The 22,047-nt window shown below is 70.6% G+C and carries 17 protein-coding genes; 15 read left to right on the forward strand and 2 right to left on the reverse strand.

What is annotated here, in order from left to right; translation table 11 throughout:
- Positions 1 to 107: 107 nt before the first annotated feature.
- The 4 genes from tig (at position 108) to clpX (ending at position 4,600) form a co-directional block, all read left to right on the forward strand.
- The gene (gene tig / locus BUE44_RS04450; protein ID WP_073493916.1) at positions 108 to 1,517 is read left to right on the forward strand and encodes a trigger factor; all 1,410 of its coding nucleotides are present in this window, start codon (positions 108 to 110) and stop codon (positions 1,515 to 1,517) included.
- 280 nt (positions 1,518 to 1,797) lie between these two features.
- On the forward strand, positions 1,798 to 2,406 hold the full coding sequence (locus BUE44_RS04455) for an ATP-dependent Clp protease proteolytic subunit (protein ID WP_079189482.1): 609 nt from the start codon (positions 1,798 to 1,800) through the stop codon (positions 2,404 to 2,406).
- A 63-nt stretch (positions 2,407 to 2,469) separates the two neighbouring features.
- Positions 2,470 to 3,153 (forward strand): ATP-dependent Clp protease proteolytic subunit, encoded by a 684-nt coding sequence (locus tag BUE44_RS04460; RefSeq protein ID WP_407639992.1) that lies wholly within the window; start codon positions 2,470 to 2,472, stop codon positions 3,151 to 3,153.
- Between the two features lie 163 nt (positions 3,154 to 3,316).
- A complete protein-coding gene (gene clpX, locus BUE44_RS04465) occupies positions 3,317 to 4,600 on the forward strand; it encodes an ATP-dependent Clp protease ATP-binding subunit ClpX (RefSeq protein WP_073493921.1) in 1,284 nt (427 codons plus the stop codon).
- Positions 4,601 to 4,683: 83 nt separating this feature from the next.
- Here clpX and BUE44_RS04470 read toward each other — a convergent pair whose 3' ends face one another.
- The gene (locus BUE44_RS04470) at positions 4,684 to 5,697 is read right to left on the reverse strand and encodes a hypothetical protein (protein WP_073493923.1); all 1,014 of its coding nucleotides are present in this window, start codon (positions 5,695 to 5,697) and stop codon (positions 4,684 to 4,686) included.
- 166 nt (positions 5,698 to 5,863) lie between these two features.
- Between BUE44_RS04470 and BUE44_RS04475 the strand changes: the two genes are divergently transcribed.
- The 11 genes from BUE44_RS04475 (at position 5,864) to BUE44_RS04525 (ending at position 21,040) form a co-directional block, all read left to right on the forward strand.
- Complete coding sequence (locus BUE44_RS04475) at positions 5,864 to 8,512, forward strand: valine--tRNA ligase (RefSeq protein WP_073493926.1); 2,649 nt, start codon at positions 5,864 to 5,866, stop codon at positions 8,510 to 8,512.
- A gap of 120 nt (positions 8,513 to 8,632) precedes the next feature.
- Complete coding sequence (gene folC, locus BUE44_RS04480; protein WP_073493928.1) at positions 8,633 to 10,159, forward strand: bifunctional tetrahydrofolate synthase/dihydrofolate synthase; 1,527 nt, start codon at positions 8,633 to 8,635, stop codon at positions 10,157 to 10,159.
- Positions 10,160 to 10,171: 12 nt separating this feature from the next.
- Positions 10,172 to 10,507: a DUF4233 domain-containing protein gene (locus tag BUE44_RS04485; protein ID WP_073493931.1), complete on the forward strand. Its 336-nt coding sequence runs from the start codon at positions 10,172 to 10,174 to the stop codon at positions 10,505 to 10,507.
- A gap of 65 nt (positions 10,508 to 10,572) precedes the next feature.
- A complete protein-coding gene (gene ndk / locus BUE44_RS04490) occupies positions 10,573 to 10,986 on the forward strand; it encodes a nucleoside-diphosphate kinase (RefSeq protein ID WP_073493933.1) in 414 nt (137 codons plus the stop codon).
- A gap of 197 nt (positions 10,987 to 11,183) precedes the next feature.
- Complete coding sequence (locus BUE44_RS04495) at positions 11,184 to 12,206, forward strand: rod shape-determining protein (RefSeq protein ID WP_073494530.1); 1,023 nt, start codon at positions 11,184 to 11,186, stop codon at positions 12,204 to 12,206.
- Between the two features lie 138 nt (positions 12,207 to 12,344).
- On the forward strand, positions 12,345 to 13,337 hold the full coding sequence (gene mreC, locus BUE44_RS04500; RefSeq protein WP_073493935.1) for a rod shape-determining protein MreC: 993 nt from the start codon (positions 12,345 to 12,347) through the stop codon (positions 13,335 to 13,337).
- Positions 13,338 to 13,340: 3 nt separating this feature from the next.
- On the forward strand, positions 13,341 to 13,988 hold the full coding sequence (gene mreD / locus BUE44_RS04505; RefSeq protein ID WP_073493938.1) for a rod shape-determining protein MreD: 648 nt from the start codon (positions 13,341 to 13,343) through the stop codon (positions 13,986 to 13,988).
- A complete protein-coding gene (gene mrdA / locus BUE44_RS04510; protein WP_407639993.1) occupies positions 13,985 to 16,234 on the forward strand; it encodes a penicillin-binding protein 2 in 2,250 nt (749 codons plus the stop codon). Before mreD ends, mrdA begins: the two co-directional genes overlap by 4 nt.
- Positions 16,231 to 17,430 carry a rod shape-determining protein RodA gene (gene rodA, locus BUE44_RS04515; protein WP_073493943.1) on the forward strand — a complete coding sequence of 400 codons (1,200 nt, stop codon included), beginning with the start codon at positions 16,231 to 16,233 and terminating at the stop codon, positions 17,428 to 17,430. The genes mrdA and rodA overlap by 4 nt, the downstream gene beginning before the upstream one ends.
- 75 nt (positions 17,431 to 17,505) lie before the next feature.
- A complete protein-coding gene (locus BUE44_RS04520) occupies positions 17,506 to 19,005 on the forward strand; it encodes a CYTH and CHAD domain-containing protein (protein ID WP_073493945.1) in 1,500 nt (499 codons plus the stop codon).
- Between the two features lie 82 nt (positions 19,006 to 19,087).
- Complete coding sequence (locus BUE44_RS04525) at positions 19,088 to 21,040, forward strand: TIGR03960 family B12-binding radical SAM protein (protein WP_073493948.1); 1,953 nt, start codon at positions 19,088 to 19,090, stop codon at positions 21,038 to 21,040.
- Positions 21,041 to 21,189: 149 nt separating this feature from the next.
- Here BUE44_RS04525 and BUE44_RS04530 read toward each other — a convergent pair whose 3' ends face one another.
- Complete coding sequence (locus tag BUE44_RS04530) at positions 21,190 to 22,041, reverse strand: AraC family transcriptional regulator (RefSeq protein ID WP_235001903.1); 852 nt, start codon at positions 22,039 to 22,041, stop codon at positions 21,190 to 21,192.
- Positions 22,042 to 22,047: the final 6 nt, after the last annotated feature.

Here is a 22,047-nt window from a genome sequence, read left to right on the forward strand (position 1 = left end):
TAGGATGGGCCGCTGGCGACCGGGCACGCGGCCAGGCCGAGTGCCGGACGTACGACTCGTACCGAAGGTCCGCCCCCATCAACGTAAAGCCCCAAGGAGACCCAACCGTGAAGAGCGCCGTCGAGACTCTGAACCCGACCCGGGTTCGACTCACTGTCGAGGTGCCCTTCGAGGAGCTCAAGCCCAGCCTCGACGCGGCGTACAAGAAGATCAACGAGCAGGTCACGGTGCCGGGCTTCCGCAAGGGCAAGATCCCTGCGCGCGTCATCGACCAGCGGTTCGGCCGTGGCGCGGTCCTCGAAGAGGCCATCAACGACGCGCTGCCGAAGTTCTACACGGAGGCGGTCAGCGAGGGTGAGCTGAACGTGCTCGGGCAGCCCGACGTCGACATCACCGAGTTCAACGACGGCGACGAGCTGAAGTTCACCGCCGAGGTGGACATCCGGCCGGCCATCGAGATCCCGGACTACTCCGGCATCGAGGTCACCGTCGACGCCGTCGAGGTCACCGACGAGGACGTCGAGAAGTCGCTGGAGCAGCTGCGCGACCGCTTCGCCTCGACCACCACCGTGGACCGCCCGGCCGCCGAGGGCGACGTCGTCGTGGTCGACCTGGAGGCCTCCGTCGACGGCGAGGTGCTCGCCGACGGCATCGCCTCGGCCGTCAGCTACACCATCGGCTCCGGCCAGCTGCTCGACGGCATCGACGAGGCCGTCACCGGCCTGTCCGCGGGCGGCTCGGCGACCTTCACCTCCGAGCTGAAGGGCGGCTCCGCGGCGGGCCGGCCGGCCGAGGTCAAGGTCGACGTCTCCGACGTGCAGGAGCGCGAACTCCCCGCGCTGGACGATGACTTCGCCCAGCTGGCGAGCGAGTTCGACACGCTGGAGGAGCTGCGGGCGGACAGCCGCAAGCGCCTCGAGTCGATGAAGCAGTACGACCAGGCCACGGCCGCCCAGGAGAAGGTCCTCGACGCGCTCATCGAGCTCACCGAGGTGCCGATCCCGGAGAAGCTGCTCAAGGACGAGATCGAGACCAGGACGCACAACCTGGAGCACCACCAGTTCCCGCAGATGGGGCTGACCTGGGAGACGTACCTGGAGCGCGAGGGCAAGACCCGCGAGGAGTACGACGCGGAGCTGGAGACCCAGGCGGTCAAGGGCATCAAGACCCAGTTCATCCTCGACGAGCTGGTCAACAAGGAGAAGCTGTCGGTCAACCAGGAGGAGCTCACCGAGCACCTCATGCGGCGGGCCGCGTCCTCCGGTATGAGCCCCGACCAGTTCGCCCAGGCAGTCGTCGAGGGCGGCCAGGTCCCGATGCTGGTCGGCGAGGTCGCCCGCGGCAAGGCCCTCGCGGTCGTCGTGGAGGCCGCCAAGGTCACCGACACCAACGGTGAGGTCGTGGACCTCGCCGACGAGGACGAGGACGAGGACGCGGCCTCCGAGGACGCCTCCACGGACGCCTCCACCGAGGACGCCCCCGCCGAGGGTGACGCCGCCGAGCCCGAGCAGGCCTGACGCCTCGCCCCTCAGGGGCGCCTGGGGGTGCCCCCACGCGCGCCTGGGGGGCACCCGGGAGCGTGGGGGGCGCCCTCGCCCCCATGTCGGGGCGACATGGAGGCCATGCGCTGACAGCGAACAGGTGGCCGTACAGGATTCTCGGCCACCACCCGCGCGTTAGGGTCCGTAAGGAGAAAGGGTGCGGTTCCCGCGAGGGGGCGGTACCCGGCCCAGACGAAGACCCTGTGACGGCATGTCTACCGTCCGACAACGAGCAGGTGGAAACGTGACGACTCCGATGCCTTCCGCCGCCGGCGACCCGAACCCCGGTGGACTCGGCGACCAGGTCTACAACCGACTGCTCGGCGAGCGAATCATCTTCCTCGGCCAGGCGGTCGACGATGACATCGCCAACAAGATCACCGCGCAGCTGCTGCTGCTGGCCGCTGAGCCGGACAAGGACATCTTCCTCTACATCAACAGCCCCGGCGGTTCGGTGACCGCCGGCATGGCGATCTACGACACCATGCAGTTCATCCAGAACGACGTCGTGACCATCGCGATGGGCATGGCCGCCTCGATGGGGCAGTTCCTGCTCACCGCGGGCACCCCCGGCAAGCGGTTCGCGCTGCCGAACACCCGGATCCTGATGCACCAGCCCTCCGCGGGCCTCGGCGGCTCCGCCACCGACATCAAGATCCAGGCGGAGCAGCTGCTGCACACCAAGCGCCGGATGGCGGAGCTGATCGCGCAGCACTCCGGCCAGACCTTCGAGCAGATCACCAAGGACTCCGACCGGGACCGCTGGTTCTCGGCCGAGGAGGCCCAGGAGTACGGCCTGCTGGACGGGGTCATGCTCTCCGCCGCGCATGTGCCCGGCGGCGGCGGCACCGGTGCGGCCTCCTGAGCCCGGGCGCCCTGCCGAGCAGCCCCTGATCACTCGAAGCTCCTCATCACCAGGACGGTGGACGTGAATCCCTTGAACTTCCCCGGCAGCGGCCTGTACGAGCGCACCGAGGCCGAGCGGCCCGGCGTGTTCGGCGCCGAGGCCCGCTACGTCATCCCGCGCTTCGTGGAGCGCACCTCGCAGGGCGTGCGCGAGTACGACCCGTACGCGAAGCTCTTCGAGGAGCGGGTGATCTTCCTCGGCGTGCAGATCGACGACGCCTCCGCCAACGACGTCATGGCGCAGCTGCTGTGCCTGGAGTCGATGGACCCCGACCGGGACATCTCGGTCTACATCAACAGCCCCGGCGGCTCGTTCACCGCGCTCACCGCGATCTACGACACGATGCAGTTCGTGAAGCCGGACATCCAGACGGTCTGCATGGGGCAGGCGGCGTCCGCCGCGGCCGTCCTGCTGGCCGCCGGCAGCCCCGGCAAGCGGATGGCGCTGCCGAACGCCCGGATCCTGATCCACCAGCCGTACAGCGAGACCGGCCGCGGCCAGGTCTCCGACCTGGAGATCGCGGCCAACGAGATCATCAGGATGCGGCAGCAGCTGGAGGAGATGCTGGCCAAGCACTCCACCACCCCGATCGAGCAGATCAGGGAGGACATCGAGCGGGACAAGATCCTGACCGCCGAGGAGTCCCTGGCGTACGGTCTGGTCGACCAGATCGTCTCCACCCGCAAGACCTCTGTGAACGTCTGAACCACCCGGCAGGCGGCGCCGGCCCACGTGCGGTCCCCCGGACCCGGATGAGCGAGTACGTCCAAGGGGGACCCACACGGGGGTCGCGGCAAGGTACCGTCGATGAGAGAAGCACCAGGCTCCGTTGAAGGCCGGCGGAACCCAGGCGAAGGGGAAAGACCTCGTGGCACGCATCGGTGACGGCGGAGACCTGCTGAAGTGCTCGTTCTGCGGAAAGAGCCAGAAGCAGGTGAAGAAGCTCATCGCAGGCCCTGGTGTGTACATCTGCGACGAGTGCATCGACCTCTGCAACGAGATCATCGAGGAGGAGCTCGCCGAGTCCTCCGAGGTCCGCTGGGAGGATCTCCCCAAGCCCCGGGAGATCTACGAGTTCCTCGAGGGCTACGTCGTCGGGCAGACGCCCGCCAAGAAGGCGCTGTCGGTGGCGGTCTACAACCACTACAAGCGTGTCCAGGCGGGGGAGAGCGGACGCCCCGGCCACGACGACGCGATCGAGCTGGCGAAGTCCAACATCCTGCTGCTCGGCCCCACCGGCTCCGGTAAGACGCTGCTGGCCCAGACGCTGGCCCGGATGCTGAACGTGCCGTTCGCCATCGCCGACGCCACCGCGCTGACCGAGGCCGGCTATGTCGGCGAGGACGTCGAGAACATCCTGCTGAAGCTGATCCAGGCCGCGGACTACGACGTCAAGAAGGCCGAGACCGGGATCATCTACATCGACGAGATCGACAAGGTGGCCCGCAAGAGCGAGAACCCGTCGATCACCCGGGACGTCTCGGGCGAGGGCGTGCAGCAGGCGCTGCTGAAGATCCTGGAAGGCACCACCGCGAGCGTGCCGCCGCAGGGCGGCCGCAAGCACCCGCACCAGGAGTTCATCCAGATCGACACCACCAACGTGCTGTTCATCGTCGGCGGCGCCTTCGCCGGCCTGGAGAAGATCATCGAGTCGCGGGCCGGCGCCAAGGGCATCGGCTTCGGCGCGACGATCCGGTCCAAGCGGGAGATCCAGGCCGCCGACCAGTTCCAGGAGATCATGCCCGAGGACCTGGTGAAGTTCGGGATGATCCCCGAGTTCATCGGCCGCCTCCCGGTCATCACCAGCGTGCACAACCTGGACCGCGAGGCGCTGCTGCAGATTCTCGTCGAGCCGCGTAACGCGCTGGTTAAGCAGTACCAAAAACTGTTCGAACTCGACGGTGTGGAGCTGGAGTTCGAGCGCGCCGCGCTGGAGGCCATCGCCGACCAGGCGATCCTGCGGCAGACCGGCGCGCGCGGCCTGCGGGCCATCATGGAGGAAGTGCTCCAGTCGGTGATGTACGAGGTGCCGTCCCGCAAGGACGTGGCGCGCGTGGTGATCACCGCCGACGTCGTCCACTCCAACGTCAACCCCACCCTGGTACCGCGCGAGCCGCGCATCGTGGGCAAGGGCGAGCAGAAGAGCGCGTAGCCGCACGCGCCGCACGGCACGAAGGGGGCGCCCCCGGTCCGGGACCGGGGGCGCCCCCTTGGCGTGCGGAGGACCGGGGGTGCTTACGTGAGCGGCACCCGGGTGTCCTTGCGGACCTTGGACAGCAGGTCCGCGGCGTCGTCGACGGACAGGGCGGTACCGGAACCGCCGGTGCCGGTCGCCGCCGCGAGGTCGATCGGGATGGCCGTACCCAGCGTGCTGTAGTCGGCCCACAGGCAGATGGTCACCGGAACGGCCTTGCCCGCCTGGGACGTGTCGGTGATCTTGGCCTGCTGGCACTCGACCACCGCGTCGTCCGCGCCGGCCGGGTGCACCGTCTGGACGTCACCGACGAGTTCGGTCTTGGTGTTGTCCTTGCTGGGCTTCGCCGCCTGCTTGCGCAGGTCGGCCATCATGCCGTCGGCGAGCTTCTTCGGGTCCGCGATGTGCCCGTAGGAGCCGCTGAATTCGAGCAGGGTGCCGGATGTCATGGCGCCCTTGATGTAGCCGGCCTGAGCCTGCGTCGGGTTGGTCATGCCGAGCGACTTCATCAAGGTGAGGTCGCTGCTGTCGAAACCCGCGCTGTCGTCGCCGGACACCTCGGCGTTCTTCTTGTAGTCGGTGGCGACCGTCTCCGGGGTGATCAGCTTGTACTTCTTGCCGTCGTCCTTCAGGCCGCCGCTGCCGGAGCCCTTGGTGGCGAAGAAGACGCCGGCGGCGACCGCGACCAGCGCCACGACGACGCCGGCGATGATGGCGGTGCGCTTGCCGTTGCCACCATCCTGCGGGGCGGCCGGCTGGCCGTAGCCGTATCCGGGCTGCTGCGGCGGCACCTGGCCGTACGCCGGCTGGCCGGGCTGGCCCTGCTGCGGGTAGCCGTAACCCGGCTGCTGCTGCGGCTGCTGGCCGTATCCGGGCTGCTGCGGCGGCTGGCCGTACGCCGGCTGCGCGGGCTGGCCCTGCTGCGGGTAGCCGTAACCCGGCTGGTCCTGCTGCGGGTAGCCGTAGCCGGGCTGCTGCTGCTGCTGCGGCTGCTGGCCGTACGGGTTGGGCGGCTGCTGCCCGTAAGGATTCGGCGGCGGCTGGTTGTTGCTCATCGGAACGAGGTCCCCTCCGTTGACATGGTCGGTCCATCTTCGCGGACGCGGTGCCCCCCTTTCACCGAGGGGGCTCGATCGGCGTGCGCCCCGACCCTTCGGCCTCGCCTACCCTGTGGGGGCAACTGATTCGTAACAGCCCGGCACGCCACCGTAGAATCGGCCCGTGACCGACAACACTCAGCGCCCCCACGACGGGCCGAACAGCAACCCCGGACTGCCGACGACCTATGCGCCGGCCGACGTAGAGGGGCCGCTGTACGAGCGCTGGGTGGAGCGCGGCTACTTCGAGGCCGACGCCAAGAGCGACAAGCCGCCGTACACGATCGTCATCCCGCCGCCGAACGTCACCGGCAGCCTGCACCTCGGCCACGCCTTCCAGCACACGCTGATGGACGCCCTCACCCGCCGCAAGCGGATGCAGGGCTACGAGTCGCTGTGGCTGCCGGGCATGGACCACGCCGGCATCGCCACCCAGAACAAGGTCGAGCAGCAGCTCGCCGAGGAGGGCAAGTCCCGGCACGACATCGGCCGTGAGGCCTTCGTCGAGCGGGTGTGGCAGTGGAAAGAGGAGTACGGCGGGCGGATCCTCGGCCAGATGCGCCGCCTCGGTGACGGCGTCGACTGGTCCCGCGAGCGCTTCACCATGGACGAGGGCCTGTCCAGGGCCGTCCAGACCATCTTCAAGAAGCTGTACGACGACGAGCTGATCTACCGGGCCGAGCGGATCATCAACTGGTGCCCGCGCTGCCTGACGGCCATCTCCGACATCGAGGTGGACTACCAGGACGACGACGGCGAGCTGGTCTCGCTGAAGTACGGCGAGGGCGACGAGACCGTCGTGGTCGCCACCACCCGCGTCGAGACGATGCTCGGCGACACCGCGGTCGCCGTCCACCCGGACGACGAGCGCTACGCGCACCTGGTCGGCAAGCGGATCAAGCTGCCGCTGACCGACCGCACGATCCCGGTCGTCGCGGACGCCCACGTCGACCCGGAGTTCGGCACCGGCGCGGTCAAGGTGACCCCGGCGCACGACCCCAACGACTTCGCCATCGGCCAGCGGCACGGCCTGCCGTCGCTGACGGTCATGGACGAGCGTGCCGTCATCACGGTGCCCGGGCCCTTCGAGGGGCTCGACCGCTTCGAGGCGCGCTCCGCGATCGTCGCCGCGTTGCGCGAGCAGGGCCGGATCGTCGCCGAGAAGCGGCCGTACGTCCACTCCGTCGGCCACTGTTCGCGCTGCAGGACCACCATCGAGCCGCGGTTGTCGCTCCAGTGGTGGGTCAAGGTCGAACCGCTCGCGAAGGCCGCCGGTGACGCGGTCCGCGACGGGCGGGTGCGGATCCACCCGCCGGAGCTGTCGAAGCGGTATTTCGACTGGGTCGACAACATGCACGACTGGTGCATCTCGCGGCAGCTGTGGTGGGGCCACCGCATCCCGGTCTGGTACGGCCCGGGCGGCGAGCAGGTCTGCGTCGGACCCGACGAGCAGCCTCCCGCCGGCGAGGGCTGGACGCAGGACTCCGACGTCCTCGACACCTGGTTCTCCTCCGGGCTGTGGCCGTTCTCCACGCTCGGCTGGCCGGAGCGCACTCCTGACCTGGAGAAGTTCTACCCGACCGACGTCCTGCTGACCGGCCACGACATCATCTTCTTCTGGGTCGCCCGGATGATGATGTTCGGCCTGTACGCCATGGACGGTGTCCCGCCCTTCCACACCATCGCGCTGACCGGCCTGGTCAGGGACGAGTTCGGCAAGAAGATGTCGAAGTCCAACCCCAACTCGGTCGACCCGCTGGACTGGATGGACGCCTACGGCTCCGATGCCGTCCGCTTCACCCTGGCCACCGGCGCCAACCCCGGCGCCGACGTGCCGATCGGCGAGGACTGGGTCAAGGCCTCCCGCAACTTCGCCAACAAGGTGTGGAACGCCACCCGGTTCGCGCTGATGAACGGCGCCACCGTCGACGGCCCGCTGCCCGAGCCGGGCGACCTGCCCGCCGCGGACCGCTGGATCCTGTCCCGGCTCAACGCCACCGTCGCGGAGGTCGACGCCTTCTACGACGACTACCAGTTCGCCAAGCTCAGCGACTCCCTCTACCACTTCGCGTGGGACGAGGTCTTCGACTGGTACGTCGAGCTGTCCAAGACCGTCTTCTTCGCCGGCGGCGAGGGCGCCCGGGTCTCCGGGCGGGTCCTCGGCGAGGTCCTCGACGTGCTGCTGCGGCTCCTGCACCCGGTCATCCCCTTCGTCACCGAGACGCTGTGGACGACGCTGACCGGCGGCGAGTCGCTGGTCGTCGCGGACTGGCCGAAGGACAGCGGCTTCCGCGACCCGGCGGCCGAGGCGGAGATCGCCGAGGTCCAGCGGGTCGTCACCGAGGTCCGCCGCTTCCGCGCCGACCAGGGGCTGCAGCCCGGCCAGAAGGTCCCGGCCCGGCTCGTCCTGGACGCCGCCGCCGGCGGGACCGCCTCCGCGCTGGCGCCGCACGAGGGCGCCATCAGGCAGCTGCTGCGGCTCCTGCCGGCCGCCGACGGCTTCCACGCCACCGCGTCGCTGCCGGTGGCCGGCGTCACCGTGGAGCTGGACCTGTCCGGCACCATCGACGTGGCCGCCGAGCGCAGGCGGCTCACCAAGGACCTCGGCCTGGCCGAGAAGGAGATCGCCGACGCGGGCCGCAAGCTCGGCAACGAGGCCTTCCTGGCGAAGGCGCCGGAGAAGGTCGTGGCCGGCATCAGGGCCCGGCTGGCGTCGGCCGAGGCGGACGTCGAGCGGATCACCGCCCAGCTGGGCGCCCTGCCCCAGGGCTGACGCCCGAGGCGGGCGCAAGCACCGGCGGACACGGGGGAGCCGATCGGCGTACGGATGAGCACAGATGAGCGTGGTGGCCCTGGCCGTGAGGCCGGGGCCGCCTTCCGTAGACTGGACCCCGTGACCGACCTCCCCCCGAACGGCGACACCGCGGACGATCCGCACCCCGACGAAGCCGACGCCGACCCCGCCACCGGCGCGGGGCCGCGCGAGGTGGACATGGCCGTCATCGAGGCGGGCAGCCGCACGCTGCGCGCCGGCATCAGCCCCGCCGCGGCCGACGACGTACCGTCCCGGCCCGCCGACCCGGCGGTCGACCGCGAGCTGCGGGAGGTCGAGGAGGAGCTGCTCGGCCGCTGGCCCGAGACCAAGCTGGAGCCGTCGCTCGACCGGATGGCCGCGATCATGGACGTGCTGGGCGAGCCGCAGCGCGCGTACCCGGCGATCCACATCACCGGCACCAACGGCAAGACCAGCACCGCCCGGATGGTCGAGCGGCTGCTGCTCGCCTTCGAACTGCGCACCGGCCGCTACACCAGCCCCCACGTGCAGTCCGTCACCGAGCGGATCAGCCTGGACGGCACCCCCATCAGCGCCGAGCACTTCATCGAGACCTACCGCGACCTGCAGCCGTACATCGGGATGGTCGACGCGGCCCAGCCGTACCGGATGTCGTTCTTCGAGGTGCTCACCGCGATGGCCTACGCCGCCTTCGCGGACGCGCCGGTCGACGTCGCCGTGGTCGAGGTCGGCATGGGCGGCAGCTGGGACGCGACCAACGTGGTCGACGGGCAGGTCGCCGTGGTCACCCCGATCGCGCTGGACCACACCGACCGGCTCGGCTCCACACCCGGCCAGATCGCCGGTGAGAAGGCCGGCATCATCAAGAAGGACGCCACCGCCGTGCTGGGCAGGCAGCCCGTGGACGCCGCCCAGGTGCTGCTCAAGCGCGCCGTCGAGGCGGACGCCACGGTGGCCCGCGAGGGCATGGAATTCGGCGTCGCCCGGCGCGAGATCGCCATCGGCGGGCAGCTGCTGACGCTGCGCGGCCTCGGCGGCGAGTACGACCAGGTCTTCCTGCCGCTGCACGGCGAGCACCAGGCGCAGAACGCCGCGGTCGCGCTGGCCGCCGTCGAGGCCTTCTTCGGCATCGGCCGGATGCACCAGCGCACGCTGGACGTGGACACCGTGCGTACCGCCTTCGCCTCCGTCACCTCGCCCGGCCGCCTGGAGGTGGTCCGCCGCAGTCCCACCGTGGTGCTGGACGCGGCGCACAACCCGGCGGGCGCGCTGGCCACCGCGGCGGCGATCAGCGAGGTCTTCGACTTCACCCATCTGGTCGGCGTGATCGGCCCGAGCGGGGACAAGGACGTGCGCGGGCTGCTCGAAGCCTTCGAGCCGGTGCTCTCCGAGGTCGTGGTGACCCGCAACTCCACCCGCCGCGGGATGGACGTGGACGAGCTGGCGGCACTGGCCGTCGAGGTCTTCGGCGAGGACCGTGTCCAGGTCGAGCCGCGGCTCGACGACGCCCTGGAGGCGGCCATCACCCTGGCCGAGGACGAGGGCGTGTATTCGGGTGCCGGTGTGCTGGTCACCGGTTCCGTCATCACCGTGGGAGAGGCCCGGCTGCTGCTGGGCCGCAAGTAAGGGGCTGGGTCCATGCGGACGCTCTGTTCGAGCACGCTGATCGGCGAGTTCTTCGTCATCGGCTTCGCCGGGCTGGTCGCGATGAAGAATCCCGACCTGTCGATGGGCACCGTGTGGACGGTGTCCGGTGTCGCGATGGCGCTGTGCGTCCTGCTGTGCGGCTACCTGGGCAGGCCGGGCGCCCTGGTCGTCGGCTGGGCGCTGCAGGTCGGCCTGTTCGCGAGCGGCTTCGTGGTCGGTACGATGTTCTTCCTCGGGCTGGTCTTCGGCGGGCTGTGGTGGGCGGCGATCCACTACGGCCGCAAGGTCGACGAAGCCAAGGCGAGGAACGCGGCGCAAGCAGCCTGAGAGCCGCCTTGTAGGCTCGTCGTACCAGCGTTCACCGTCTTCCCGTATGCAGCAGGAGCCGCACCGTGTCCCAGCGCACCCTCGTCCTTCTCAAGCCCGACGCAGTACGCCGTGGCCTGGTCGGTGAGATCCTCGGCCGCATCGAGCGCAAGGCGGGCTGGACGATCGGCGCGCTGGAGATGCGGACCCTGGAGCGCGGCATCCTCGAACAGCACTACGCCGAGCACGTCGGACGCCCGTTCTACGAGCCGCTGGTGGAGTTCATGGAGTCCGGCCCCTCGGTGGCACTGGTGGTCGAGGGCGAACGGGTCGTCGAGGGGCTGCGCGCCCTGGCCGGCCCGACCGACCCGATTGCAGCAGCGCCCGGCTCCATCCGGGGGGACTTCGGCACGATCGTCCGGGAGAACCTGGTGCACGCCTCGGACTCGCAGGAGTCCGCGGACCGCGAGATCAAACTGTTCTTCCCCGGTCTGGCCTAACACCCCCGCCGGACCGGGCATATGTCGCGATCGATCGGGAACCAAACATCCCGACACGACGTCACCATTACCGAGGTCCGCTGTGTGTTCTGATGACAATGACGTCGGAACCCCGACTCCGCGCCGCTCCGGTCGCGACTACGATGGAATCTCCGCTCAAGCTCGGGAAGGCCTGACGTATCCTCATGGCGAACAACATGTCGTTCATCGGCCGTGACATGGCTGTCGACCTCGGGACCGCCAACACGCTGGTGTACGTCAGGGGCCGAGGGATCGTCCTGAACGAGCCGTCCGTGGTGGCCGTGAACACCAACACCGGCGGCATCCTGGCGGTCGGCTCCGAGGCCAAGAAGATGATCGGCCGCACACCGGGCAACATCGTCGCGGTCCGGCCGCTCAAGGACGGCGTCATCGCCGACTTCGAGATCACCGAGCGCATGCTGCGGTATTTCATCCTCAAAGTGCACAAGCGCCGCTACCTCGCCCGCCCGCGGGTCGTCATCTGCGTGCCCTCCGGTATCACCGGCGTCGAGCGCCGTGCCGTGATCGACGCCGCCAACCAGGCCGGTGCGCGCACCGTGCACATCATCGAGGAGCCGATGGCCGCCGCGATCGGCGCCGGGCTCCCCGTGCACGAGGCCACCGGCAACATGGTGGTGGACATCGGCGGCGGCACCACCGAGGTCGCGGTCATCAGCCTCGGCGGCATCGTCACCGCCCAGTCCATCCGGGTGGCGGGCGACGAGCTGGACAACGCGATCATCCAGCACATCAAGAAGGAGTACAGCCTGCTGCTCGGCGAGCGCACCGCCGAGCAGATCAAGCTCACCGTCGGGTCGGCCTTCGCGACCAAGGACGACGAGGAGCACACCGAGATCCGCGGCCGCGACCTGGTCAGCGGGCTGCCCAAGACGGTCGTCATCTCGGCGGCCGAAGTGCGCAAGGCCATCGAGGAACCCGTCAACGCGATCGTCGACGCGGTGAAGACCACGCTGGACAAGTGCCCGCCCGAACTGTCGGGCGACATCATGGACCGCGGCATCGTCCTGGCCGGCGGCGGCGCACTGCTGCGCGGCCTGGACGAGCGGCTGCGGCACGAGACGGGCATGCCCATCCACATCGCCGAGACCCCGCTGGACTGCGTGGCGCTCGGCGCGGGCAAGTGCGTCGAGGAGTTCGAGGCACTGCAGCGCGTGCTCGACGCCGCTCCCCGCAGATGACGCGCGGTCCGCGGCCGGACTCGGCGAGCACCCTGGCGAGCCGGACCGCCCGCGTCATGCGAACCACAGCACAGTAGCCCCGACCGGCCGCGGCCCCACCGGCGGCGGGTCCGATGAGGAAGGCACGGACTGGCGCCCGTGAGGGACACAAAGGAGAGCCGGCTGCTGCTGGTGCTACTGGTGGTGGTCGCGTTCGCGCTGATCACCATGGACATCAGGGGCGGTGAGAACTCACCGCTCGACCGGCCGCGGCAGGCCGCGCAATCCGTGTTCGGGCCGGTCGAGAACGCCGTGTCCGGTGTCGTCGACCCGGTGGGCAACGCGGTGGACGCGGTGCGCGACTCGGACGGCCGCAGCAGCACCATCAGCCGGCTGCAACGCGAGAACACCGCGCTCAAGCAGCAGCTCGGCAGCAAGGACATCACCCGCAACCGGGCGCAGGAACTGGACAAGCTGCTCAAGACCGCCGGCGCGGGACAGTACGCGATCAAGGGCGCGCAGGTCATCGCGATAGGAGCGGCCCAGGGCTTCTCCTGGACGGTCACCATCGACGCCGGCAGCCGCGACGGGATCGCCCGCGACATGACCGTCATAAACGGTGACGGGCTGGTCGGCCGGGTCACCACCGTCGGCCCCTCGACGGCGACCGTGCTGCTGGCCAACGACCCGGACTTCACCGTCGGCACCCGGCTGGAGAACTCCATGGAGCTGGGCTTCGCCTCCGGCCAGGGCGACCGCCCGATGCGGGTCGAGCTGCTCAACGGCAAGGCCGCCGTGCACAGGGGCGACCGCCTGGTCACCTTCGGCTCCCAGGCCGGCAAGCCCTTCGTGCCCGGAGTGCCGGTCGGCAAGGTCACCGGCATCGACCCGTCCGGCGGCAACCTGACCAAGACCCTGCTGGTGCAGCCCTTCGTCGGCTTCAGCCGGCTGGACATCGTCGGTGTCGTCGTCGTCGGGCCGCGCACCGACCCCCGGGACAGCGTGCTGCCCGCGAAGCCGACCCCGTCGCCGAAGCCCAAGCCCAAGGCGCCGGCCTCGCCGACGGCCCCGGCCTCTCCCGGCAGCACCCAGACCGACGGCTCGCTGCCCCCGGCGAGCGCCACCTCCACGCCCACCGGCAGCAGGGGCTGACCCATGCGTCTGAACCGAATCGTGCTCCCCGCCGTCCTGGTGGTCTTCGCGATGGTCGCCCAGGTCAGCGTGCTGGCCCGGCTCCACCTGCCGGGCGCGGTGCCCGACCTGCTGCTGCTGACCGTGCTCGGGCTCGCCATCAGCTACGGCCATGTCGCCGGCTGCCTGATCGGCTTCTTCGCCGGCCTGCTCGCCGACCTGGCACCGCCCGCCGACCACGCGGTGGGCCGCTACGCCCTGGTGCTGTGCGTCATCGGCTACGTGGCGGGCCTGTTCAAGCCGGAGAGCGGCCGGCTGCGTACCGCCGCGGGACCCATGCTGGTCGTCATCGGCGCCGCCATCGGCACCACCGTGCTCTACGCGGCCGTCGGCAGCCTGGTCGGCGACACCGCGGGCGCCCATGTGGGCCTGGCCAAGCTCGTCTTCACCGCCACGGTCTACGACCTGCTGCTCGCGCCCTTCGTGGTGCCGCTGGTGATGGCGATGGCCCGCCGCTTCGACCACGACCCGCTGTCCGAGGACGCCGTCGGCGGCTACGGCGGCAGCCGCGGCCGGATGAGAACCGGCGTCGCCCCGCAGCGCGGCGGCCTGTTCGGCCGCGCCGGGAAGATGGTCAAGGTCAACTCGATGGCCCGGGGAGTCAGGCGATGATGAGCGGCAACATCCCGGAGACGGGCCGCAACACCCGGATCACCATCCGGCTGGTCATCCTGCAGATCCTGGTCGTGTCGCTGCTGCTCACCCTCGGCGGGCGGCTGTGGTTCCTGCAGATCCGCAACGGCCAGCAGTACGACCAGAAGGCCGCGAACAACCACATCCAGCAGGTCGTCACCCCCGCGGTGCGCGGCTCGATACTGGACGACCGCGGGGTCCCGCTGGCCGACAACGAGACCAAGCTGGTCGTCTCGGCCAGCCGCACCGACCTGCTCAAGCAGGCCGACGACGGCACCGCCGTACTGGCCAGGCTGGCCGGTGTGCTGGGCATGCAGCCGCAGGAGGTCTCCGACAAGGTCCGGCTGTGCGACGCCAAGACGCCCAAGCCCTGCTGGAACGGTTCTCCCTACCAGCCCATCCCGATCACCGACTCGGCCACCACCCAGCAGGCGCTGCAGATCATGGAGCGCCGCGAGGACTTCCCCGGCATCACCGCGGAGCCCACCGCCGTACGCCGCTACGCCGCCCCGTACAAGGTGAACGCCGCCCAGGTGCTCGGCTACCTCGGCCCGGTCACCGACGACGAGGTCAGCGCCTCGGAGAAGACCAGCACCCCGCTGCTGCGCTCCGACCAGATCGGCCGCTCGGGGCTGGAGAGCGTCTACGACAAGCAGATGCGCGGCACCGCCGGCGTGACCCGCTACGAGGTCGACAACCTCGGGCGGGTCATCGGCAAGGCCGGCGACACCCCGGCCCAGCCCGGCAGCAACCTGGTCACCAGCATCGACGCGCGGGTCCAGGCGGTCACCGAGAAGGAACTCAACGACGCGATGGTGACCGCGCGCAAGACGTTCGACACCGTCAGCGGCAAGAACTACAAGGCCGACTCCGGCGCCGCGGTCGTCATGGACAACCGCACCGGCCGCATCATCGCCATGGCCAGCCTGCCCACCTACGACCCCAACGAGTGGGTCGGCGGCATCTCCGCCAAGGCGTACGCCTCGCTGACCGACAAGAAGTCCGACTACCCGCTGCTGAACCGGGCCATCCAGGGCCAGTCCGCGCCCGGTTCGACGTTCAAGGTGATCTCCACCACCGCGGCGATCAACGCCGGCTACCCGCCGGACGGCAACTACCCCTGCACGTCGTCCATGACGATCGGCGACCACACCTTCAAGAACTTCCAGAACGAGAACTTCGGCGACATCTCCCTGGGCCGCGCGCTGGAGGTCTCCTGCGACACCGTCTTCTACGGTGTCGCCTACAACGAGTGGAAGAAGGACGGCGGCACCCACCCCAAGCACCCCAAGGACTGGTTCTTCAAGACCGCCCACCAGTTCGGCCTGGGCGCCAAGACCGGAGTGGACCTGCCCGGCGAGGTCACCGGCCGGGTGCCGGACCGCGCCTGGAAGCAGTCCTTCTACGACGCCAACAAGAACTACTGGTGCAGCCAGGCCGCGGCCCACAAGAACGACGCGGTCAAGAGCCAGGACGTGCAGATCTCCATCGAGAACTGCCCGGACGGCTACGTCGTGCGCGCCGGCGACTCCGCCAACTACGCCATCGGCCAGGGCGACACGCTCGTCACCCCGGTGCAGATGGCCCGGGTCTACGCGGCGCTCGCCAACGGCGGCACGCTCTACCAGCCGACCATAGCGAAGGCCGTGGTGAGCGCGGACGGCAGGACCGTCACGCCGATCAAGCCCAAGGTCACCGGGAAGCTGCCCGACTCCAAGGCCACGCTGAAGTACATCGACAAGGCGCTCGCCGGCGTCGTCACCGAGGGCACCGCCGACTGGAAGTTCGGCGGCTGGCCGCAGGACAAGATCAAGCTGCACGCCAAGACCGGTACCGCCGAGGTCGAGGGCAAGCAGACCACGTCCTGGTTCGACACGTACACCAAGGACTACACGATCGTCATGACGATCTCCCAGGGCGGCACCGGCTCCGGGGCCTCCGGCGAGGCCGTGCGCCGCATCTACGAGGCGATGTACGGCATCCAGAAGGACACCGCGAAGATCGACCCGAAGAAGGGGATCATGCCGCAGCCGGTCACCGCGCTGCCGAAGATCTCCGCCGACGGTATCGCCACCCCCGCGTCCTACACCGTGCCGCCCGCCGACGACCTGGTCGCGCCCGCCCCCGGCGGCCCGCACACCGCGGGCGGCGCCGCCCAGGTGCTCGCCGCACTCGCGCCGGGCCGCCCGGAGAAGCTGCTGCTCGGCAGGCGGTACTGGTCATGAGCGCCCACGGCTACACCACCGTCCGCCGCTTCACCCCGGAGAAGTCCACCCTCGGCAAGCTCCTCGCGCGCGACTCGATAGTGCGCCGGATGGACTGGCTGCTGCTCTTCGCCGCCCTGCTGCTGTGCGGCATCGGCACCCTGCTGGTCTACTCGGCGACCCGCCACCGCACCAACCTCACGCACGGCGACCAGTACTACTTCCTGCTGCGGCACCTGATGAACGCCGGCATCGGGGCCGGGCTCGGCATCGGCGCGGTCGTGATCGGCCACCGCAGGATGCGCGACGTGGTGCCGTTCTACTACGCCCTCGCCATCCTCGGCATCCTCGCCGTGCTCAGCCCGCTCGGCTCCACCGTCAACGGCGCGCACTCCTGGATCGTCATCGGCGGCGGCTTCTCGCTGCAACCGTCGGAATTCGTCAAGGTCGCGATCATCCTCGGCATGGCGGTGGTGCTGTCGGCCCGGGTCGACGCGGGCGACCGCGAACACCCCGACCACCGCACCGTCCTGCAGTCCCTGGGCCTGGCCGCCCTGCCCATCGCGATCATCATGCTGATGCCGGACCTCGGCTCGGTCATGGTGCTCGGCGCGATCGTCCTCGGCGTCCTGCTCGCCTCCGGCGCGTCCAACCGCTGGGTCTTCGGCCTGATCGTCTCCGGCATCGGCGGCGCCCTGCTGGTCTGGCAGCTCGGCATCCTCGACAAGTACCAGATCGACCGCTTCGCGGCCTTCGCCAACCCCGCACTCGACCCGTCGGGCGTCGGCTACAACACCAGCCAGGCACGTATCGCCATCGGCTCGGGCGGCCTGCTCGGCAAGGGCCTCTTCCACGGCAGCCAGACCACCGGCCAGTTCGTCCCCGAACAGCAGACGGACTTCGTCTTCTCCGTCGCGGGCGAGGAGCTGGGATTCGTCGGCGCGGCCTTCATCATCCTGCTGATCGGGATCATCCTCTGGCGCGGCTGCGCCATCGCCCGCGGCGCCACCGACCTCTACGGCACGATCGTGGCCGCCGGCATCGTGTCCTGGTTCGCCTTCCAGGCCTTCGAGAACATCGGCATGACGCTCGGCATCATGCCCGTCGCCGGCATCCCACTGCCCTTCGTCTCCTACGGAGGGTCATCCATGTTCGCCAACTGCGTGGCCATAGGGCTGTTGCAGTCCGTGAAGATGCAACGCCCCATGTCCGCGTAGGCCCTCCGGGCACGGGGATGCGCAGGCCCGCTCGCGCTCCCCGGCCCGGCGGCAGCGGCGGGGTACGGTCGGCCCATGGCCAAGAAAGTGCGGGAGACCGAGCGGAAGTACGGCGCCGGGCACGGCGCCGGTACCGTACGGGCGGACTTCGCCGGGCTGGCCCCCGCGGAGAGGGCGCTGGACGCCGTCACGCTGGAGGCGGTCTACTACGACACCGCCGGCCTGGCGCTCGCCACGCACAAGGTGACGCTCCGACGGCGCACCGGCGGCGACGACGCCGGGTGGCACCTCAAGCTGCCCGCCGCGCAGGCCGACACCCGCACCGAGGTGCAGGCCCAGCTGACCCCGGCCGCGGAGGGGCCGCCGCGCGAACTGCGCGAAGAAGTGGCCGCGCTGGTCCGGGGAAAGGAACTGCAGCCGGTCGTACGGCTCACGACGTCGCGGCGCCGGGTGCTGCTGCTGGACACCGGCGGCGCCACGCTGGCCGAGATCGCCTACGACCGGGTGGAGGCCGCGGTGCTGCCCGAGGGCCCGCACTCGCGGTGGTCCGAGGTCGAGGTGGAGCTGGGCACTGGGGACCCCGCGCTGCTCGACGCCGTCGAGGAACGGCTCACCGCGGCCGGCCTGCACCGTTCGGCCTCGGCGTCGAAGCTCGCGCGGGCACTCGGCGGGCTGCTGGTCGCCCCGCCGGCGCCGCCCCCCGCCGTCCCGGGCAGCGCGGGCCAGACCGCCGTCGGGTACCTGCACACCCAGCTCGCCGCGATCCTGGCCCTCGACCCGGCCGTCCGCAAGGACGAGGAGGACGCCGTCCACCGGATGCGGGTCGCCACCCGCAGGGCCCGCAGCGCCCTGAAGAGCTTCCGCAAGGAGCTGGACCGGGCCGCCACCGACCCGCTGGGCGCCGAGCTGAAATGGCTGGCCGCGATCCTCGGCGCCGAGCGCGACCGGGAAGTGCTCGCCGAGAGGCTGGCCGCCCGGCTCGCCGAACTGGACGACGCCCTGGCCACCGACGCCGTACGGGACCGGCTGCACGCGCTGGCGGCCGGCACGTCGACCGCGTCGCACACCGCCCTGCTGCGCACCCTCGACAGCGCCCGCTACTTCACCCTGCTCGACACCCTCGAAGCGCTGATCGCCGCCCCGCCCTACCGCCGCGCCGCCCGCAAACCCGCCGACCAGGCCGCCGCCGCGACCGTACGGCGGGACCTGGCACGGCTGCGCCGCAGGATCGAGGCGGCGCTCCCACTCCAGCCGGGGGACGACAAGGACGTCGCGCTGCACGAGGCGCGCAAGGCCGCCAAGCGCGCCCGCTACTCCGGCGAGGCCGTGCAGCCGGTGCTCGGGGCGGCCGCGAAGGCGCACACCGGCCGGATGAAGTCCTTGCAGCAACTCCTCGGCGAGCACCAGGACAGCGTGCTGTGCCGGGCCGCCCTGACCACCGCCGCGGCCGAAGCACGGGCCGCCGGCGAGGACCCGGCGCCGTACGACGCGCTGCTGGCCGCCGAGCGGGCGCGGGCCGCCGACGTCGAGGCGGAGCTGCCCCCGGCGTGGGCGCGAGCGGATCAGGAGGTCTGAGCGTCCGGGTACCCTTGAGGGTCACCCACCCCTGGGCCACCGGCCCGGGGGCGCTCCCCGTCAGCTGATGAAAGTCGCCGAGATGCCTGTCGAGTCGGTCTTCCCGCGCTTGGAAGCACTTCTCCCGCACGTCCAGAAGCCGATCCAGTACGTGGGCGGGGAGCTGAACTCCACCGTCAAGGAGTGGGACGCCACCGACGTGCGGTGGGCGCTGATGTACCCCGACGCCTACGAGGTCGGGCTGCCCAACCAGGGCGTCATGATCCTCTACGAGGTGCTCAACGAGCGCGACGGCGTCCTCGCCGAGCGGACGTACAGCGTCTGGCCCGACCTGGAAGCGCTGATGCGCGAGCACGGTGTGCCGCAGTTCACCGTCGACGCGCACCGCCCGGTCCGCGCCTTCGACGTCTTCGGCCTCAGCTTCTCCACCGAGCTGGGCTACACCAACATGCTCACCGCCCTCGACCTGGCCGGCATCCCGCTGCGCGCGGCCGACCGCACCCTCGACGACCCGATCGTGCTGGCCGGCGGCCACGCCGCCTTCAACCCCGAGCCGATCGCCGACTTCATCGACGCCGCCGTGATCGGCGACGGCGAGCAGGCCGTGCTGGAGATGACCGAGGTCATCCGCGCCTGGAAGGCCGAGGGGCGCCCCGGCGGCCGCGACGAGGTGCTGCTGCGGCTGGCGAAGACCGGCGGGGTGTACGTGCCGCGCTTCTACGACGTCGAATACCTCCCCGACGGCCGGATCGCCCGGGTCGTGCCCAACCGCAGCGGCGTGCCGTGGCGGGTGTCCAAGCACACCGTGATGGACCTGGACGAGTGGCCGTACCCCAAGCAGCCGCTGGTCCCGCTCGCCGAGACCGTGCACGAGCGGATGTCGGTGGAGATCTTCCGCGGCTGCACCCGCGGCTGCCGCTTCTGCCAGGCCGGCATGATCACCCGCCCGGTGCGGGAGCGGTCCATCACCGGCATCGGCGAGATGGTCGAGGCCGGCCTGAAGGCCACCGGCTTCGAGGAGGTCGGCCTGCTGTCCCTGTCGTCCGCCGACCACACCGAGATCGCCGACATCGCCAAGGGCCTCGCCGACCGCTACGAGGACGACAAGATCGGCCTGTCACTGCCCTCCACCCGGGTCGACGCCTTCAACATCGACCTGGCCAACGAGCTGACCCGCAACGGCCGCCGCTCCGGCCTGACCTTCGCCCCCGAGGGCGGCTCGGAGCGCATCCGCAAGGTCATCAACAAGATGGTCTCCGAAGAGGACCTGATCCGTACCGTCGCCACCGCCTACGGCAACGGCTGGCGGCAGGTGAAGCTGTACTTCATGTGCGGGCTGCCCACCGAGACCGACGAGGACGTCCTGCAGATCGCCGAGATGGCGAAGAAGGTCATCGCCAAGGGCCGCGAGGTCACCGGCCAGAACGACATCCGCTGCACCGTCTCCATCGGCGGTTTCGTCCCCAAGCCGCACACCCCCTTCCAGTGGGCGCCGCAGCTCGGCGTGGAGGAGACCGACGCGCGGCTGGAGAAGCTCCGCGACGCGATCCGCGGCGACCGCAAGTACGGCCGCAACATCGGCTTCCGGTACCACGACGGCAAGCCCGGCATCATCGAGGGCCTGCTCTCGCGCGGCGACCGCCGGGTCGGCGCCGTCATCCGCGCGGTCTACGAGGACGGCGGCCGCTTCGACGGCTGGCGCGAGCACTTCTCCTACGACCGCTGGCTGCGCGCCTGCCAGACCGCCCTGCCCCCCGAGGGCCTCGACCTGGCCTGGTACACCACCCGCGAACGCACCGCCGAGGAGGTCCTCCCCTGGGACCACCTCGACTCGGGCCTGGACAAGGACTGGCTGTGGGAGGACTGGCAGGACGCCCTCGACGAGACCGAGGTCGACGACTGCCGCTGGACGCCGTGCTTCGACTGCGGCGTATGCCCGCAACTGGACCTCGACATCCAGATCGGCCCGACGGGCAAGAAGCTCCTGCCCCTCACCGTCGTCAACGCCGCGCCCGGCGGGGACGCGTCCGCGTGAGCGAGGACTTGGGCCTCGCCGGCTTGCTCACCGAGTGACTGAGGCCGGGGCGGGGGGATCCTCTCCCGCCCCCGGGTTCAGCACCGGGACCGGCGCGCCCGGCGGAGTTCAGCGGCTCCTGGACCACAGGCCGCCGGAGCCGGTGCGGCTCACTCTTCGGCCGGGCTGTCCATCGCCGCGTCCTCCGTGGTCTGACGCGGGGGCGGGCGGTGGTAGCGGCCCGGGGTGGTGCCGAAGGCCTGGCGGAAGGCCTCGATGAAAGCGCTGGTGTGGGCGTAGCCGCAGGCGGTGGCGGTCGTGGTGACCGTCGTGCCCGCGGCCAGCAGGATCAGGGAGTGGTGAAGCCGCAGCTGGGTGCGCCACTGCGGGAAGCTCATGCCCAGCTCGCGGCGGAAGAGCCGGCTGAGGGTGCGCTCGGCGGCGCCGACGGCCGCGCCCAGGTCGGACAGCGAGCGCGGGTCGGCCGGGTCGGCGTGCAGCAGGGCCGCCACGGCGCGGAGCCGGTCGTCGGCCGGGGCGGGGAGCAGCAGGGGCATGGCGTCGACGCGGCGCAGTTCGTCGAGGGCGACCTGCTCCAGGGTGCGGCGCTGGCGGGCGGTGCGGGCCGGGGCAGGCTCCTCGTCGGTGAGGCTGATGATCACCTCGCGCAGCAGCGGGCTGACCGCCAGGACCGTGGGGCGGTCGGTGAAGGGCGGGCCGGGCCCCGGGGGGAAGGCCAGGGTGCGCATCCGGGTCGGGCCGGAGGCCTGGTGCGCGTGCGCGACGCCGGCCGGGACCCAGACCCCGCGCAGCGGCGGCACGACCCAGGTGCCGGCGGTGGTGAAGATCTGCAGCACGCCCTGGCTGGGGTGGATGAGCTGGTGCTCGTCGTGGAGGTGCCAGCCGATGCTCTCGCGGTGGGTCAGGGCCAGGTTGGTGGGCCCGTGCAGCGGAAGCCGGGGAACCGCTTCGCCGGGGACCGGTGGCGGGGGCGGCTGCTGAGGTTGGCGGGTTGGCGACACAAGGAG

This window comes from Actinacidiphila paucisporea (assembly GCF_900142575.1).
GTDB lineage: Bacteria > Actinomycetota > Actinomycetes > Streptomycetales > Streptomycetaceae > Actinacidiphila > Actinacidiphila paucisporea.